15 protein-coding genes are annotated in these 16,029 nt (G+C 73.4%); 11 read left to right on the top strand and 4 right to left on the bottom strand.

What is annotated here, in order from left to right:
- The first annotated feature begins 14 nt into the window (after window positions 1–14).
- A complete protein-coding gene (locus ACZ8ZB_RS09495) occupies window positions 15–1,205 on the top strand; it encodes a hypothetical protein (RefSeq protein WP_470737257.1) in 1,191 nt (396 codons plus the stop codon).
- Window positions 1,206–1,409: 204 nt separating this feature from the next.
- Here ACZ8ZB_RS09495 and ACZ8ZB_RS09490 read toward each other — a convergent pair whose 3' ends face one another.
- A complete protein-coding gene (locus ACZ8ZB_RS09490; RefSeq protein ID WP_470737256.1) occupies window positions 1,410–2,654 on the bottom strand; it encodes a glycosyltransferase 87 family protein in 1,245 nt (414 codons plus the stop codon).
- A gap of 121 nt (window positions 2,655–2,775) precedes the next feature.
- On the opposite strand from ACZ8ZB_RS09490, the gene ACZ8ZB_RS09485 reads away from it, so the two are divergent.
- Complete coding sequence (locus tag ACZ8ZB_RS09485) at window positions 2,776–3,918, top strand: glycosyltransferase family 4 protein (RefSeq protein ID WP_470737255.1); 1,143 nt, start codon at window positions 2,776–2,778, stop codon at window positions 3,916–3,918.
- Window positions 3,919–4,046: 128 nt separating this feature from the next.
- On the opposite strand, the gene ACZ8ZB_RS09480 is transcribed toward ACZ8ZB_RS09485, so the two are convergent.
- Window positions 4,047–5,843 (bottom strand): AMP-dependent synthetase/ligase, encoded by a 1,797-nt coding sequence (locus ACZ8ZB_RS09480; RefSeq protein ID WP_470737254.1) that lies wholly within the window; start codon window positions 5,841–5,843, stop codon window positions 4,047–4,049.
- Between the two features lie 296 nt (window positions 5,844–6,139).
- Between ACZ8ZB_RS09480 and ACZ8ZB_RS09475 the strand changes: the two genes are divergently transcribed.
- From ACZ8ZB_RS09475 to ACZ8ZB_RS09450, 6 genes are all read left to right on the top strand, one after another.
- Window positions 6,140–6,937: a metallophosphoesterase family protein gene (locus ACZ8ZB_RS09475; protein ID WP_470737253.1), complete on the top strand. Its 798-nt coding sequence runs from the start codon at window positions 6,140–6,142 to the stop codon at window positions 6,935–6,937.
- A 119-nt stretch (window positions 6,938–7,056) separates the two neighbouring features.
- Window positions 7,057–7,500, top strand: coding sequence for an SRPBCC family protein (locus ACZ8ZB_RS09470; RefSeq protein WP_470737252.1), 444 nt, complete (start codon window positions 7,057–7,059; stop codon window positions 7,498–7,500).
- A gap of 96 nt (window positions 7,501–7,596) precedes the next feature.
- Window positions 7,597–8,751, top strand: coding sequence for an ArsA family ATPase (locus tag ACZ8ZB_RS09465; protein WP_470737251.1), 1,155 nt, complete (start codon window positions 7,597–7,599; stop codon window positions 8,749–8,751).
- 57 nt (window positions 8,752–8,808) lie between these two features.
- Window positions 8,809–9,327 carry a DUF5304 domain-containing protein gene (locus ACZ8ZB_RS09460; protein WP_470737250.1) on the top strand — a complete coding sequence of 173 codons (519 nt, stop codon included), beginning with the start codon at window positions 8,809–8,811 and terminating at the stop codon, window positions 9,325–9,327.
- A 125-nt stretch (window positions 9,328–9,452) separates the two neighbouring features.
- Window positions 9,453–10,406 (top strand): ROK family glucokinase, encoded by a 954-nt coding sequence (locus ACZ8ZB_RS09455; protein WP_381229775.1) that lies wholly within the window; start codon window positions 9,453–9,455, stop codon window positions 10,404–10,406.
- Between the two features lie 538 nt (window positions 10,407–10,944).
- A complete protein-coding gene (locus ACZ8ZB_RS09450) occupies window positions 10,945–11,700 on the top strand; it encodes an endonuclease/exonuclease/phosphatase family protein (protein WP_470737249.1) in 756 nt (251 codons plus the stop codon).
- 8 nt (window positions 11,701–11,708) lie between these two features.
- Here ACZ8ZB_RS09450 and ACZ8ZB_RS09445 read toward each other — a convergent pair whose 3' ends face one another.
- Window positions 11,709–12,296, bottom strand: coding sequence for a hypothetical protein (locus tag ACZ8ZB_RS09445; protein ID WP_470737248.1), 588 nt, complete (start codon window positions 12,294–12,296; stop codon window positions 11,709–11,711).
- A complete protein-coding gene (locus ACZ8ZB_RS09440; RefSeq protein ID WP_470737247.1) occupies window positions 12,289–13,086 on the bottom strand; it encodes an alpha/beta hydrolase in 798 nt (265 codons plus the stop codon). The genes ACZ8ZB_RS09445 and ACZ8ZB_RS09440 overlap by 8 nt, the downstream gene beginning before the upstream one ends.
- A gap of 180 nt (window positions 13,087–13,266) precedes the next feature.
- Here ACZ8ZB_RS09440 and ACZ8ZB_RS09435 point away from each other — a divergent pair, with 180 nt between their 5' ends.
- The 3 genes from ACZ8ZB_RS09435 to ACZ8ZB_RS09425 are packed head-to-tail and all read left to right on the top strand — an operon-like array spanning window position 13,267 to window position 16,027.
- Complete coding sequence (locus ACZ8ZB_RS09435; protein WP_470741451.1) at window positions 13,267–14,073, top strand: lysophospholipid acyltransferase family protein; 807 nt, start codon at window positions 13,267–13,269, stop codon at window positions 14,071–14,073.
- Window positions 14,074–14,099: 26 nt separating this feature from the next.
- Window positions 14,100–15,338 carry a MacS family sensor histidine kinase gene (macS, locus tag ACZ8ZB_RS09430; RefSeq protein ID WP_470737246.1) on the top strand — a complete coding sequence of 413 codons (1,239 nt, stop codon included), beginning with the start codon at window positions 14,100–14,102 and terminating at the stop codon, window positions 15,336–15,338.
- A complete protein-coding gene (locus ACZ8ZB_RS09425) occupies window positions 15,335–16,027 on the top strand; it encodes a response regulator (RefSeq protein WP_470737245.1) in 693 nt (230 codons plus the stop codon). The genes macS and ACZ8ZB_RS09425 overlap by 4 nt, the downstream gene beginning before the upstream one ends.
- Window positions 16,028–16,029: the final 2 nt, after the last annotated feature.

Here is a 16,029-nt window from a genome sequence, read left to right as displayed (position 1 = left end):
GTACCCTCGGAAAGATGGCCGGTCGAAGGCGGGTGTCGGGTGCGTCGGCGACGGCGCTGTGTCTGCTGCTCGTCTCCCTGGTGGGGTGCGGCGGGGGACCGGCCGGCGACGCCGCACGCGCGCAGGTGCAGTCCCTCCTCGACCGCCGTGCGGAGGCCGTCCTCGCCCACGACGCCGCCGCGTACGCCCGTACCGGCACCCGGGAGGGGTTCGACAACCTGCGCGCGGTGCCGCTCGCGGACTGGTCCTACCGCGTCACCGCCCTCGACCGCACCGGTGACACCGCCACCGCCTCCGCCGACCTGAGCTACCGCGTCGAGGGCCACGACAGGGCCCCGGTCACCACCGCCCGCTCCCTGAGCCTGAGCAGGGACCGCGACGGCCGCTGGTCCGTCGACTCCGACCGGCCCGCGCGGAAGTCCGGCCAGCAGCTGTGGGACCAGGGCCCCGCACGCGCCGTCCGGGGCGAGCGGAGCCTCGTCCTCGGCGTCGGGCACTCCCGGGAGAAGCTGCGGGACTACGCCGAACTGGCCGACCGCGCGGTGCCCGCGGTGTCCGACGCGTGGGGCCCGGAGTGGAGCCGGCGCGTGGTCGTCCTGGTTCCGGGGAGCCTGGAGGGCATGGCGGGCCTGCTGGGCTCGCCCGCCTCCTCCTACCGGGGGATCGCGGCGGTCACCACCGGCGTCACCGGCGGGGAGGGGCGGGCGCCGGCGGACCGGGTCATCGTCAACCCGGACGCCTTCGGACTGCTCGGCGACTCGGGCCGGCAGGTCGTCCTCACCCACGAGACCACCCATGTCGCCACCCGCGCCCACACCTCCGCCGCGACCCCGCTGTGGCTGTCCGAGGGGTTCGCCGACTGGGTCGGCTACCGCGGCGGCGACCACGTGCCCGCGGAGGTCGCACCGGAGCTCGCCCACGCGGTGGGCCGGGGCGAGGTGCCCGAGGGACTGCCGGACGACGAGGACTTCGGCTTCTCCGGCGACGCGGACCACCTCGCCCGCGCCTACGAGAGCGGCTGGCTGGCCTGCCGTCTCATCGCCGAGCACTGGGGCGAGGAACGCCTCGGCGAGTTCTACCGCGCCGTGGGCGCCCACGAGCGCCGCGACGGCGCGGTGGAGGACGCGATGCACCGGGTCCTCGGCACCACCCGAGAGGACTTCACCGCCCGGTGGCAGGACTACGTGAGGGACGCACTGACCTGAGCAACCGCGGCCTGCCGCCTGCCGCCTGCCGCCGCTGTCGCGGGCAGTCGTGCCTCCCCCGGTGCCTCAAGGGCCTGGGAGGCACCCCGGGTGGAGGGCGGGCGCGACGGCACCCCGCCGGCGCCGGGCTGCGCGATTCCCCGGACCGCACCGACGCGGCGCACCCGCGAGCACCGGGCCGCGCGTATCCGCGCATCGCCCGGATCAGGAAGAGACCGGCGCCCCGGCGACCCGGGCCGGCTCGGACGCCTCGGGCGCCTCGGGAACAGGACGCCTTCGGGGAACCGTCGTACACCACAGCACACGCGCCGCCAGCAGCGTCGCCGCCACCAGCAGCCCGTTGCGCAGCACCAGCAGCGCGATCCCGAGCGCGTCACTGGCCACGACATGGGCGAACCACACCGGGAACTCCAGCACCGTCACCGACGAAGCGGCCAGCACCAACCCCACCGGCACCCCCATCCGGCTCCCGCGGAAGCACAGGCACACCGCCCCGAGCCCGACCAGCCACACCATGTACTGCGGACTGATCACCCGACTCGTCGCGGTGAACATCAGCACCGCCACGAACGCCGCGTCGGCCACGGTCCGCGCCTCGAAGCGGACGGCCCTCATCCGCCACAGCACCAGCCAGGCCAGCGCAACTCCGCTGAGGAACAGCGCCCCCGTGCTCACCCAGCTCACGTACGGGCCGAGGAACTCGACCGAGCCGTAGTTGAGCAGCACCTCGCCGTCCCAGCCGTGGTGCCGGGCCACATGGAAGACGAGCGCCCCCAGCGACTCCACCTCCGTCCCCCGGTCCCGCTGGAAGGTCAGGAACGCGAACGCGCCCGGCATCAGCACGGCGAACAGGACGGCCACACCGACACCGGTCCCCACGGCCCACACCCACGCACCACGCCGCCGCACCGCGAGCAGCAGCAGCGCCGGCCACACCTTCACCAGCGCCCCGAAACCGGCGAGCGCCCCCGCCAGCCGGGGGTGCCGGCCGGCCGCCAGCAGCGCGGCCACGGCGACCGCGGTCACCATCACGTCGTAGCGCGCGTACACCGTCGGCCCGAGCAGCGGCACCCCCGCCACCCACACCCAGGCGCCGCGCGTCGACCGCCCGGGACGGCGGCCGGCGTACCGCAGCAGACCCAGTGTGGCCAGGTCGGCGAGACAGGCCAGGACGAAGAACGCCGTCGCGTACTCCAGGAACGGCAGCAGGCCGGGGGAGAGGATCGCCAGGGCCGCGGCGGGCGGATACTGCCAGGTGACGTCGTCCAGCGGGAACGTCCCCGTGCGCAGGACGTCGTACCAGCCCCGGTAGATGACCGACACGTCGCTGGTGACGTCCGGCCCGGGGAAGACGATCACCTTCAGGACGCACAGCAGCAGCGCGGCCCGCGTCAGTGTCCACAGGAGCAGCAGTCCGGCGAGGGACCCCCGTGCGGCCGTCGTCTTCATCTGCTCCCTGCCCGTCCGGTGTGCGGTCGTGAGGGGCCATGATGTCCCGGACACCTGTGCACGTGCCACAGAGCACCGCCGCGGCGGACGGCGCACCCTCCGTTCGGTAGGGTCTGCGGCGATGCACAAGACCTTGATCGTGACCAACGACTTCCCGCCCCGCCCCGGCGGCATCCAGGCGTTCCTGCACAACATGGCGCTGCGGCTCGACCCGGAGCGGCTCGTCGTCTACGCCTCGACCTGGAAGCGCTCCCGGGAGGGCGTCGAGGCGACCGCCGCCTTCGACGCCGAGCAGCCCTTCACCGTCGTACGCGACCGTACGACCATGCTGCTGCCCACCCCGGCCGCCACCCGGCGGGCCGTCGGGCTGCTGCGCGAGCACGGGTGCACCTCGGTGTGGTTCGGGGCGGCGGCGCCGCTCGGCCTGATGGCGCCGGCGCTGCGCCGGGCGGGCGCCGAGCGGATCGTGGCCACCACCCACGGCCACGAGGCCGGCTGGGCCCAGTTGCCCGCCGCGCGGCAACTCCTGCGCCGCATCGGGGACTCCACGGACACGATCACCTACCTCGGCGAGTACACGCGCTCCCGGATCGCCTCGGCGCTCACCCCCGAGGCCGCCTCGCGGATGGTGCAACTGCCGCCCGGGGTCGACGAGAAGACCTTCCACCCCGGTTCGGGCGGTGACGAGGTCCGTGCCCGGCTCGGGCTGACCGGCCGGCCGGTGGTCGTGTGCGTCTCCCGGCTGGTGCCGCGCAAGGGGCAGGACACGCTGATCCGGGCGATGCCCGCGATCCTGGCCGCCGAACCGGACGCCGTCCTGCTGATCGTCGGCGGCGGCCCCTACGAGAACGACCTGCGCCGGCTCGCCCGGGACACGGGCGTCGCCGCCTCCGTCCGCTTCACCGGCTCCGTCCCCTGGTCCGAACTGCCCGCCCACTACGGCGCCGGGGACGTCTTCGCGATGCCGTGCCGCACCCGGCGCGGGGGCCTGGACGTCGAGGGCCTCGGCATCGTCTACCTGGAGGCCTCCGCGACCGGCCTCCCGGTGGTCGCCGGCGACTCCGGCGGCGCCCCCGACGCGGTCCTCGACGGCGAGACCGGCTGGGTCGTCCCGGGCGATGCGGCCGACCAGACCGCGGACCGCGTCGTCACCCTCCTGGGAGACGAGGAACTGCGCCGCAGGATGGGCGAGCGAGGCCGGGAATGGGTCGAACAGAAGTGGCGCTGGGACCTCCTGGCGGAGGAACTGAAAACCCTGCTGTAGAGCGATGCCGGAAAGGGGCGCGGGGCCGTGCCACGGTGCGGCTTCGCCGCGTGGGCGCGACCGGCCACGGAAGAACCGCACCCGCCGACGGCGCTCGAGCGGTACCCCGAACCGCGCTCACCCGCGCCCTACTTGGCGTAAATCGCCTCGATCTCGTGGGCGTAATCCTTCGCCACGACATTCCGCTTCAGCTTCAGCGAAGGCGTCAGGTGCCCCGACTCCTCGGTGAACTGCGCGGGCAGGACCCGGAACTTCCGCACCGACTCCGCCTTGGACACCGCCGAGTTGCCGTCGTCGACGGCCCTCTGGATCGCCGCGAGCAGATCGGGATCCTCGCTCAGCGACTTCGCGGTCGACCCCGCCGGCTTCCCGTGCTCGGCGCACCACCGGCCGAGGAACTCCTCGTCGAGGGTGACCAGCGCACCCACGAACGGCCGGCCGTCGCCCACGACCATGCACTCCGCGACCAGCGCGTGCGCCCTGATCCGGTCCTCGATGACCGCCGGGGCGACGTTCTTGCCGCCCGCCGTGACCAGTATCTCCTTCTTGCGGCCGGTGATCCGCAGATAGCCGTCCTCGTCCAGGGTGCCGATGTCCCCGGTGTGGAACCACCCGTCGGCGAGCGCCTCGGCGGTCGCCGACGGGTTGTTCCAGTACTCCTTGAACAGGTGCTCGCCGTGCAGCAGCACCTCGCCGTCGTCCGCTATCCGGACCACCGAGCCGGGCAGCGGCTGGCCGACCGTGCCGATCTTCTGCCGGTCCCACGGGTTGAACGCGGTGGCCGCGCAGGACTCGGTCAGCCCGTAGCCCTCCAGCACGCTGAAGCCGATGCCGCGGAAGAAGTGACCCAGGCGCTCGCCCAGCGGGGCGCCGCCCGAGATGGCGTGCTCGCCGCGCCCGCCCAGCACCGCGCGCAGCTTGCCGTAGACGAGCTTGTCGAACACCTTGTGCTTGATCCTCAGGCCGAGCGACGGCCCGGACGGCGTGTCCAGCGCCCGGCTGTAGGCGATCGCCGTGTCCGTCGCCCTGTCGAAGATCTTGCCCTTGCCGTCGGCCTGCGCCTTGGCCCGCGCCGAGTTGTAGACCTTCTCGAAGACCCGCGGCACCCCGAGGATCAGCGTCGGCCGGAACGAGGCGAGCTCGTCGGTGAGATTCTTGATGTCGGGCACACAGCCCAGCTTGATCGGGGCCACCATCGGCGCGATCTGCACCATCCGCCCGAAGACGTGCGCGAGCGGGAGGAACAGCAGCACCGAGCACTCCCCGGTGCGGAACAGCGGGCGCAGCCGCTCCACGACGTTGCCGCACTCGGCGAAGAAGCTGCGGTGGGTCAGCACACAGCCCTTGGGCCGGCCGGTGGTGCCGGAGGTGTAGACGATGGTCGCCGGGTCGTCCGCCTTCGCGACCGAGCTGCGCTCCTCGACCGTCTCGTCGGTGACGTCCTGCCCGAGCCGGCCCAGCTCCTCGAGGCCGCCGGCCTCGATCTGCCACAGGTTCTCCAGCGCGGGCAGCCGGTCGCGCACCGACTCCACGGTCGCCGCGTGGTCGTCGAGCTCCACGAAGCAGGCGGTGGCGCCGGAGTCACTGAGGATCCACGCCACCTGCTCGGGCGAGCTGGTCTCGTACACCGGCACGGTGACCCCGCCGGCGCTCCAGATCGCGAAGTCCAGCAGCGTCCACTCGTAGCGGGTACGGGACATCAGGCCGACCCGGTCGCCGGGCCGCACACCGGCGGCGATCATGCCCTTGGCGGCCGCCCGCACCTCCGCGAGGAAAGTGGTCGCCGTCACGTCCTGCCACGTCCCGCCCACCTTGCGGGCGATGACGGCGACGTCGGGGTGCTGCGCGGCGTTTCTGCGGACGATGTCGGTGAGATTTCCGTCCGCGGGGACCTCGTACAAAGCCGGAAGGCTGAACTCGCGCAAGACTGCTGCTCCTCTTAGGGCGCCGGCGCCACGACGTTGTGCGATGCGACGGTGCGGTCCAAGGCTCGGGCGGGTGCTCGCGAATTCGCATGTCGAAATCCCGAGCACGACTGGACTGCCCGGACGTTACCCGCCGGTATGGCATTGACGACAGGGGGTCCCGGCGAGTTGTTCGCTGCGTCACACAGGTTGGTGTTTCATCGCGCACAGTAGTCCACCCCGGAGCCGACGAGCCAGTAACCGCAGGTAGGCCCGACATTGTCCCCGTGTGCCCCACACGCTTACCCTTGATCGCCATGGCATCGACACCCGGCGGCACCCCGCGCACACGCGTCCACGTGGTCAGCGACGTGCACGGCAACGCCCGCGACCTGGCCCGGGCCGGCGAGGGCGCCGACGCCCTGATCTGCCTGGGCGACCTGGTGCTCTTCCTCGACTACGCCGACCATTCGCGCGGCATCTTCCCCGATCTGTTCGGCGAGGAGAACGCCGACCGCATCGTGGAGCTGCGCACCGCTCGCCGCTTCGAGGAGGCGCGCGAGTTCCAGCGCCGGCTGTGGGCGGGCATCGGCGCGGACAAGGCCGCCGCGATCGAGAAGGGGGTGCGCAAGCAGTACGCCGAACTGTTCGCCGCGTTCCCCACGCCGACGTACGCGACGTACGGCAACGTCGACATGCCGCCCCTGTGGCCGGAGTACGCGGGCCCCGGCACGACCGTGCTGGACGGGCAGCGGGTGGAGATCGGCGGCTGGACCTTCGGCTTCGTCGGCGGCGGCCTGCGCACGCCGATGCGCACGCCGTACGAGATCGACGACGAGGAGTACGCGGCGAAGATCGAGGCCGTGGGCGAGGTCGACGTGCTGTGCACGCACATCCCGCCGGAGGTGCCCGAGCTGGTCTACGACACCGTCGCGCGCCGCTTCGAACGCGGCAGCCGGGCCCTGCTGGACGCCATCCGCCGCACCCGGCCCCGCTACTCCCTGTTCGGACACGTCCACCAGCCGCTGGTGCGGCGGATGCGGATCGGCGCCACCGAGTGCGTGAACGTGGGGCACTTCGCGAGCAGCGGGCGGCCCTGGCGGCTGGAATGGTGACGATGTCCCAGGTCGGGTGAGTTGTACGGGCCGGACGCGCGGTAGCCTTCCGCTGCACGCGCGTGCGCTGTGCGCACGGCGACGACGACTACCGGCCCGCATCTGGAGGAGCCACGGCGATGGCGGAACACACCAGCTCGAGCATCACGATCGAGGCGGCTGCGGCCGACGTCATGGGGGTGATCGCCGACTTCGCCCGCTACCCGGACTGGACCGGTGAGGTGAAGGAGGCGGAGGTCCTCGCGACCGACGGTCAGGGCCGCGCCGAGCAGGTGCGCCTGGTCATGGACGCTGGCGCGATCAAGGACGACCAGACCCTGGCGTACACCTGGACCGGGCAGCACGAGGTCTCGTGGACCCTGGTGAAGTCCCAGATGCTCCGCTCCCTGGACGGCTCCTACATCCTCACCCCGGCCGGCCCCGGCACCACCGAGGTCACCTACCGCCTGACCGTCGACGTCAAGATCCCCATGCTCGGCATGATCAAGCGCAAGGCCGAGAAGGTCATCATCGACCGCGCCCTGGCCGGCCTGAAGAAGCGAGTGGAGTCGGCCCCGAAGTAGCCGTCCCGCGGCTGCGGTCGGTCGTACGCGGCGGCACCCCGCGGACGCCGGGCCGCGCAGCGCACCCCCGCCCGGCGTCCGTTACGGTTCACACCCATGCGCACCCTCCTGATCACGGGCCCCGGCGGCGGCGGCCGCACCACCACCGCCGCCGCCACCGCGCTCACGGCAGCCCGCGGGGGTGCCCGCACCCTGCTCCTCGGCACCGACCGCACGGACACCCCGGGCCCCGTGCTGGGCGCCGGGGCCGCCCCACGCCTCACCGTGAAGCGCGTCGACCCCGACGCCGGTTTCCGCGCCGACCTCGCCGCCCTCCAGAACCGGGCCGCCCCCGCCCTGGACCTCCTCGGCGCCTCCCGCCTCGAACCCGAGGAGATCGTCCCGCTCCCCGGCGCCGAGGAACTCGCCACCCTGCGCGCCCTGCGCGACGCCGCGCTGGCGGAGGACGCGTACGACCTCGTCGTCGTGGACCTCCCGCCCACCCCGCGCGCGCTCTCCCTCCTCGCCCTGCCCGAGGAACTCCGCCGCTACCTGCGCCGCCTGCTGCCGCCCGAACGGCAGGCCGCCCGTGCCCTGCGCCCCCTGCTCGGCCGCCTCGCCGGCGTCCCCATGCCCGCGGAGTGGCTGTACGAGACGGCGGCCCGCCTGGACCTCCAGCTGGCCGCCGTGGAGGCCGTGCTCGCCGACCGCGCCACCGTCGTACGCCTGGTCGCCGAACCGGGACCCGCCGGCGCCGACGCCGTAAGGACCGCGGCCCTCGGACTCGCCCTGCGCGGACTGCGCGCCGAATCGCTGATCGCGACCCGTGTCCTGCCGGAGAGCGAGGCGGGCGGCTGGCTGGCCGGGCCCGTGGCTCAGCAGCGCAAGACCCTGGACGAGTGGCGGGAGTCGTACGCCGTCCACCCGGTCGCCCACCTGGGCCGCGACCCGCGCGGCGCCGACGACCTCACCGCGCTCGCCGTACCCGGTGCCGGGACGGAACCGGGCGGCGCCACCCGGTGGCCGGTGGAGGACCGGCTCGCCGACGACGGCGTCCTCGTCTGGCACATCCCCCTGCCGGGCGCCCGCCGCGACGAACTCGACCTGATCCGGCGCGGCGACGAGATCGTCGTCACCGCCGGACCGTTCCGCCGCATCGTCCCGCTGCCCTCCGCGCTGCGCCGCTGCACCGTCGCCGGCGCCGCCCTGCGCGAGGGCGAGCTGCGCATCCGCTTCCGGCCGGATCCGGGGCTGTGGCCGCGCACCCGCTGAAGCGCCGGCGGCCGTTCGGGTAACGTCGAAGGTGCCATCCGCAGTCAGGAGCCCGTCATGAGCGAACAGCTCCCCCCGTCCGACGACACCGGGGACGAGACCGTCGGCAAGCCGGTGGACGACGTACGGGCGGCCGAGACCCACACCGACGCCTGGGCGACCGCCGCCGCCGAGGACCTCGAGGCGGAGCAGGCCCGCCGCCGCGCCCGGTACGGACCGCCCCCCGGTTCCGCCGCCGAGGAGCTGAAGAAGCTCGTCGACGCGGTCGCCGACAAGCTCTCCGGTCTGCGGTCCCCGCTGTTCGGCGCGGTCGCCGGACCGGCCGCGCAGCAGGTGGTGCGGCAGGTCGTCCAGCAGGCCAAGGCAGCCGTCGAGCCCGTCATCGAACGCAACCCCGACGTCTTCGACCACCTCGCCGCCGCCGGCAACGAACTCCTCGCCGCCTACCGCTCCGCCGTGCAGGACCAGGAGCGCCGCTGGACGGCCCGCGAGTCCGACCCCCGCGACCTCGACGAGCGCCGGGGCCGGGGCGACGACCCCGGCACCGGTCCCGGCGAGCACATCGACCTGGACTGACGCGGGAGCCCGGCGGGGCGCCCATGATCCACGCCGGACCGCTCACGGTGCGGACGCCGGGCCCTCGGGGGCAGCGCCTCGGGTACCGTTGGCGGTAGCGGGGCTCGACCGGAACTGAGGGATTCATGGGACTCACCATCGGCGTCGACATCGGCGGCACGAAGATCGCGGCCGGCGTGGTCGACGAGGAAGGCAACATCCTCTCGACCCACAAGGTGCCGACCCCGGGCACGCCCGAGGAGATCGTGGACGCCATCGCCTCCGCGGTGGAGGGAGCGCGCACCGGACACGACATCGTCGGCGTGGGCATCGGTGCGGCCGGATACGTCAACCGCCAGCGCTCGACGGTGTACTTCGCGCCCAACATCGACTGGCGCAACGAGCCGCTCAAGGAGAAGGTCGAGGCCCGCACGGGTCTCCCGGTCGTCGTGGAGAACGACGCCAACGCCGCCGCCTGGGGCGAGTACAAGTTCGGCGCGGGCGCCGGCCACCGCAACGTCATCTGCATCACGCTCGGCACCGGCCTCGGCGGCGGTGTGATCATCGGCAACAAGCTGCGCCGCGGCCACTTCGGCGTGGCCGCCGAGTTCGGCCACATCCGCATGGTGCCGGACGGCCTGCTGTGCGGCTGCGGCTCCCAGGGCTGCTGGGAGCAGTACGCCTCCGGCCGCGCGCTGGTCCGCTACGCCAAGCAGCGCGCCAACGCCACCCCGGAGAACGCCGAGACCCTGCTCTCCCTCGGCGACGGCACCCCCGAGGGCATCGAGGGAAAGCACGTCTCCATGGCCGCCCGCCAGGGCGACCGGGTGGCCGTCGACTCCTACCGCGAGCTGGCCCGCTGGGTCGGCGCCGGCCTCGCCGACCTGGCCTCCCTCTTCGACCCCTCCGCGTTCATCGTCGGCGGCGGCCTCTCCGACGAGGGCGAACTGGTCCTCGGCCCGATCCGCAAGTCCTACAAGCGCTGGCTGGTCGGCGGCAACTGGCGCCCGGTCGCCGAGGTCCTCGGCGCCCAGCTCGGGAACAAGGCGGGCCTGGTCGGCGCGGCCGACCTGGCCCGGGAGCCCGACCCGGTCATGTGACACCCCTGCCCACACGCACGGCCGCGCCCGCCGGACCCCTTCCGGGGACGGCGGGCGCGGCCGTGTCCGGCGCAGGGCGTGCCCGCCACGGAGCCGAGAACCGAAGGGCATCCTCCGTGAGCAGCATCGTCCGTCTCCTCGTGGCGGCGCCGTCGCAGGCGGCCGGTTCGCCGGAGCGGGGGCCGAGCTCGTCGCTCCGGTCGGTCGCGTCCGGGAACTTCGACGCCGGGGAAGGGCCCACCGTGTTCCGGCTGCCGGACGCGCTGCCGGGGGAACGCGCCTCCCTGTCGAGCGTTCGGCTCGGTGACATGGCGGCCTGGTGGACGGAGAAGAAGGCACGGGACGGGTTCCCGACCGACCTGCCCCTCGCTCCGCTGGTCTCCGGGACGTCGTCCGGCCGATCCGCGAGGAGAGGCCGGCCGGGGAGGACGTCCGCTGCCGGACGGGCTGACGGCAGGCGCGGCGGAAGCCGCGGTTCCTCGGGTCCGTGCGGCGCCGAGCCGCACCGCGTCGTGCCGGTCGGCGTATCTTGATCCGCATGGCGACGACTCCGCTGCTGCCCGACTCCCGGACCGAGTCCGACGGTTCGGCCGTCATCCGGGTGCTCAGCTACAACATCCGTTCGATGCAGGACGACACCGGCGCCCTCGCGCGGGTGATCACCGCCTGCGCCCCCGACCTCGTCCTGCTCCAGGAGGCGCCGCGGTTCTTCCGCTGGCGCAAGAAGCTGGCCCGGCTCGCCTCGGAGACGGGCCTCGTCATCCTCTCCGGGGGCGCCACCGCCGCCGGGCCCGCGATGCTGTGCTCCCTGCGGGCGACCGTGGAGCGCACCGAGGACGTGCTGCTGCCGCTCACGCCCGGGCAGCACCGGCGCGGGTTCGCCACCGCCGTCGTACGGTTCGGCGGCGCCCGGATCGGGGTGCTGAGCTGTCACCTGTCGCTGGAGGAGAACGAGCGGTACGAGCAGGGCGGCATGCTCCTCGACCGGCTCGCCGGGATGGGTGTCGAGCATGTCGTCGCGGGTGGCGATCTGAACGAGCGGCCGGGCGGGCGCACCTTCCGGCGGCTGGCCGAGTCACTGACCGACTGCTGGGCCGCGGCCCCGTGGGGCGGTGAGCACACCTGGACCCGGAACGAACCGCACCGGCGGATCGACGCCCTCTTCGTCACCAAGGGTGTCGAGGTGCTGGGCTGCGGGGTGCCGCTCGAGCAGCCCGGGGTGAGCGGGCGTGACCTGGCGGCGGCCACGGACCACCTTCCGGTCCTGGCCGCCCTCCGGATCCCGGCCGCGTAGCGGCGGGGTCAGACCACCGCGCCCCGCCCCGGGTCGTCGTCGTCCTCGTCGTCCGTGCGCATGCGCATCACCAGCGTGGCGAAACCGCCCAGGAAGCCGCCGATGCACAGGGTGGTCAGCCACCAGGTCATCTCCCAGCCGAGCATGATCGCCAGCAGGAGGAGGACCGGTCCGCCCAGCACGCCGAGCCAGGCGAACTTCGACGTGACGTCGGCGTCCGGCAGCGGGGGCGGCTCCGGGGGGACGAAGTGGCCCTCGTCGGTCTCGTCGAGGTCCTCCTGCGACGGCTCGGCCACGCTGTAGTCGCGCGGACCGCCGACGCCGGGGGCGAAGGAGACGGAGCCGCCCAGCGGCTTGGCCGGCTTGTCCTCAGCCCTCCGGGGAGCCTCCGCCTCCACCTCGCCCTCGTTCGTCTCGGCCTCCAGCAGCGCCAGGTCCTCGACCGACTTGAACGGCTTGGCGCCCGGCGGGTCCGGCGGCTCCTCGCCGTACCCGGCGACGATCGCCTCCCACGCGGCGGCCTCGTCGAAGGGGGCCCCCTTCTCCTCCGGCTCGTGGTCCTCGCGGTCCTCGCGGTCCGAGTCGTGCTCAGCCACCTGCGGTCGTCCCTTCCTTGCCGAGACCGGGCTCCTTGACGGCGCCGGGCGCGAGCCGGCCGATGAACGCGGTGCTCTCCTGGAGGATCCGCTCCGCGTCATGGTCCAACGTCGCCACGTGGTAGCTCTGTTCCAGCAGGATCTCCGTGACGTCCCTCGACGACACCCGGCCGAGGATCCGCGCCGAGTCCGCGGGCGGCACCACGTGGTCCTGCGGGCTGCGCATCAGCAGCAGGGGCTGGGTGACCTGGGGCAGCTCGCCGTCCACGAGCCGGAAGAAGTCCCGCAGCGAGTGCGCCGCGTGCAGCGGCACCCGGTCGTAGCCGAGCTCCCTGCTCAGCGGCTTCGCGATGTCGCTCGCGATGCCCTTCGTCGCGGGGACGAGGTGGCGGAGCACCGGAAGGGCGTGCGCGGCCACCCCGTGCACCTTGTTCGCGGGGTTGACGACCATCACCCCGCTCACCGCATCCCCGTGCCGCGCGGCCAGCCGCAGCGCCAGGGCGCCGCCCATCGACAGCCCGGCGACGAAGACCCGCTCGCGGCGGTCCAGCAGCAGCCGCAGCTCGCGCTCGACCTCCGCGTACCAGTCCTGCCAGCCGGTGACCGAGAGGTCCTGCCAGCGGGTGCCGTGCCCGGGCAGCAGCGGCAGTGAGACGGTCAGGTCGCGTGCGGCGAGGTGCTCCGCCCAGGGGCGCAGCGACTGCGGTGAACCGGTGAAGCCGTGGCAGAGAAGGACGGCGGTCTCCCCGCCCTCGTGGCGGAACGGCTCGGCTCCGGTCAGGAGCGGCACCTTCGGCCTCCTGTTCGTAGGAAGGTCACGATGATCGCGGCAGGCGCCGCACACGGGTTGCAGGACCTTCACCGTACGCGACCGCACTGACACCGACCAGGGCCGTCGGGTCCATCGACGGTGCTCCGGGATATGGTCTGACCAACACGCACAGGAGGCACTCGGTTGTTGTACGGCACGATGAAGGTCGCCATCGGAGGGCCGCTGAAGCTCGCCTTCAGGCCCTGGGTGGAAGGCCTGGAGAACATCCCCGCCGAGGGCCCGGCCGTCCTGGCCAGCAACCACCTGTCGTTCTCCGACTCCTTCTTCCTGCCGGCCGTGCTGGACCGCAAGGTCACCTTCATCGCCAAGGCCGAGTACTTCACCACTCCGGGCGTGAAGGGCCGGCTGACGGCGGCCTTCTTCAAGGGCGTGGGCCAGCTCCCGGTGGACCGCTCCGGCGCGCGCGGCGCGGGCGAGGCGGCGATCAGGAGCGGCATCGAGGTGCTGGAGCGCGGCGAGCTGTTCGGCATCTACCCGGAAGGCACCCGCTCGCCCGACGGCCGCCTCTACCGGGGCAAGCCCGGCGGCCTCGCGCGCGTGGCGCTGGCCACCGGGGCGCCCGTCATCCCGGTCGCCATGATCGACACGGAGAAGATCCAGCCGCCCGGACAGGTGATGCCGAAGCTGATGCGGCCCGGCATCCGGATAGGCAGGCCGCTGGACTTCAGCCGCTACCAGGGCATGGAGCACGACCGCTTCGTGCTCCGCGCGGTGACCGACGAGGTCATGTACGAGATCATGAAGCTGTCCGGCCAGGAGTACGTCGACATGTACGCCACCGCCATGAAGCGGCAGCTCTCGGATGCGGCCAAGGCCGAGAAGGAGGCGGAGAGGGCGGCGAAGGCCGCGCTCGCCCGCGCGGAGAAGGAACAGGCCGAGAAGCTGAAGGCCGCGATGGAGCAGGCCGACCGGCGGCAGCGGAACGGACGGCGGTCCGCCCTCTAGACGGGGGCCCGGGGGGAGTGGGGGACATGGCCAGGCGCGAGCGAGTCATGCGCATGTCGGTCGAACAGCCGCTGTGGCGCGCGCTCACCGGCTACCGGGTCCTCGCCCTGGTGTACGCCGTCGGTCTGTTCGCGACCGCCCACGAGGAGTTCCCCCGCCCCTGGCTCGCCGTCGGCTACTTCGCCGTCCTCGCGGTGTGGACCCTGGCCACCCTGCCCAGGACCGCGGGCGAGGCCGCCTGCACCAGGCGCTTCCTCACCGCCGACCTGACCGTCGCGATCGCCGGCATCCTGCTCACGCCCCTCGCCGACGCGCCCGAGCGCATCCACGAGGGCGGCCCGACCCTGCCGTCCATCTGGACCGCCGGATCGGTGCTCGCGTTCGCCGTCAAGGGCGGCTGGCGCTGGGCGGCCCTCGCCTCCACCCTCGTCGCCGTCGCCAACCTGATCGAACGCGGCGCCCCCGCCCGCGACACCGTGCACAACGTGATCCTCGTGTGGGTCGCCTCCATCGCCATCGGCTACGTCGTCGAGGTCGCCCGCGCCTCCGAGCGCACCCTCGCCCGCGCCCTGGAGATCGAGGCCGCGACCAGGGAGCGGGAGCGGCTCGCGCGGGACATCCACGACAGCGTGCTCCAGGTGCTGGCCATGGTGCAGCGCCGGGGCGCGGTGATCGGCGGCGAGGCCGCCGAACTGGGCCGGCTGGCCGGGGAGCAGGAGATCGCCCTGCGCACCCTGGTCTCCGGCGGACTCGTCCCCGTCTCCCGGGTTTCAAAGGACGCCGCCGAGGGTGCGGTCGTACGGACCGTGGACGAGGACGACACCGAGGACGACGACCCGGTCGACCTGCGCACCCTGCTCGCCCCCTACGCCGGATCCCTGGTCAGCCTCGCCGAGCCGGGAGCGCCGGTGCGGCTGGCTCCGGCCGCCGCGCGGGAGGTGGCCGCCGCCGTCGGGGCCGCCCTGGACAATGTCCGCAGGCACGCCGGACCGGAGGCGCGCGCCTGGATCCTGGTCGAGGACGAACCGGACGAGGTGATCGTCACCGTCCGCGACGACGGCCCCGGCATCCCCGAGGGCCGGCTCGCCCAGGCCGAGGGCGAGGGCCGGCTCGGCGTGGCCCTGTCCATCCGGGGCCGGCTGCGCGACCTCGGCGGCAGCGCGGAACTGATCTCGGTGCCGGGGCAGGGCACGGAGGTCGAACTGAAGGTGCCCAAGGGCGCGAAGCAAGCGGATCACCCGCGGGGGAAGGCGGAACGGCGATGACGGACAGCACCGGCGACCACGAGGACCCGATCAAGGTCATGGTGGTCGACGACCACCCCATGTGGCGCGACGCCGTCGCCCGCGACCTCTCCGAGTCCGGCTTCGAGGTCGTCGCCACCGCCGGCGACGGCGACCAGGCGGTACGCCGCGCCAAGGCCGTCGCACCCGACGTCCTCGTCCTCGACCTGAACCTGCCCGGCAAGCCGGGCGTCCAGGTCTGCAAGGAGGCCGTCGCCGCGAACCCCGCGGTCCGGGTGCTCGTGCTCTCGGCGAGCGGCGAGCACGCCGACGTCCTGGAGGCGGTGAAGTCCGGCGCCACCGGCTACCTGCTGAAGTCCGCCTCCACCGAGGAGCTGCGGGACGCGGTGCGCCGTACGGCCGTCGGCGACCCGGTGTTCACCCCCGGCCTGGCCGGACTGGTCCTCGGCGAGTACCGCCGCCTCGCCTCCGAGCCGGCGGGGCCCGCCCCCGCCGGCGGCGAACCGGGGACGCCCCGGCTGACCGACCGCGAGACCGAGGTGCTGCGCCTGGTCGCCAAGGGCCTCAGCTACAAGCAGATCGCCGAGCGGCTCGTCATCTCCCACCGCACGGTGCAGAACCACGTGCAGAACACCCTCGGCAAGCTCCAGTTGCACAACCGCGTCGAACTCGTCCGCTACGCCATAGAGCGCGGCCTCGACGACGTGTAGGG

The organism is Streptomyces sp. 12E, assembly GCF_055633275.1.
The sequence above is the reverse complement of the archived record's forward strand: the minus strand, read 5'-3'. Positions and strand labels throughout refer to the sequence as shown.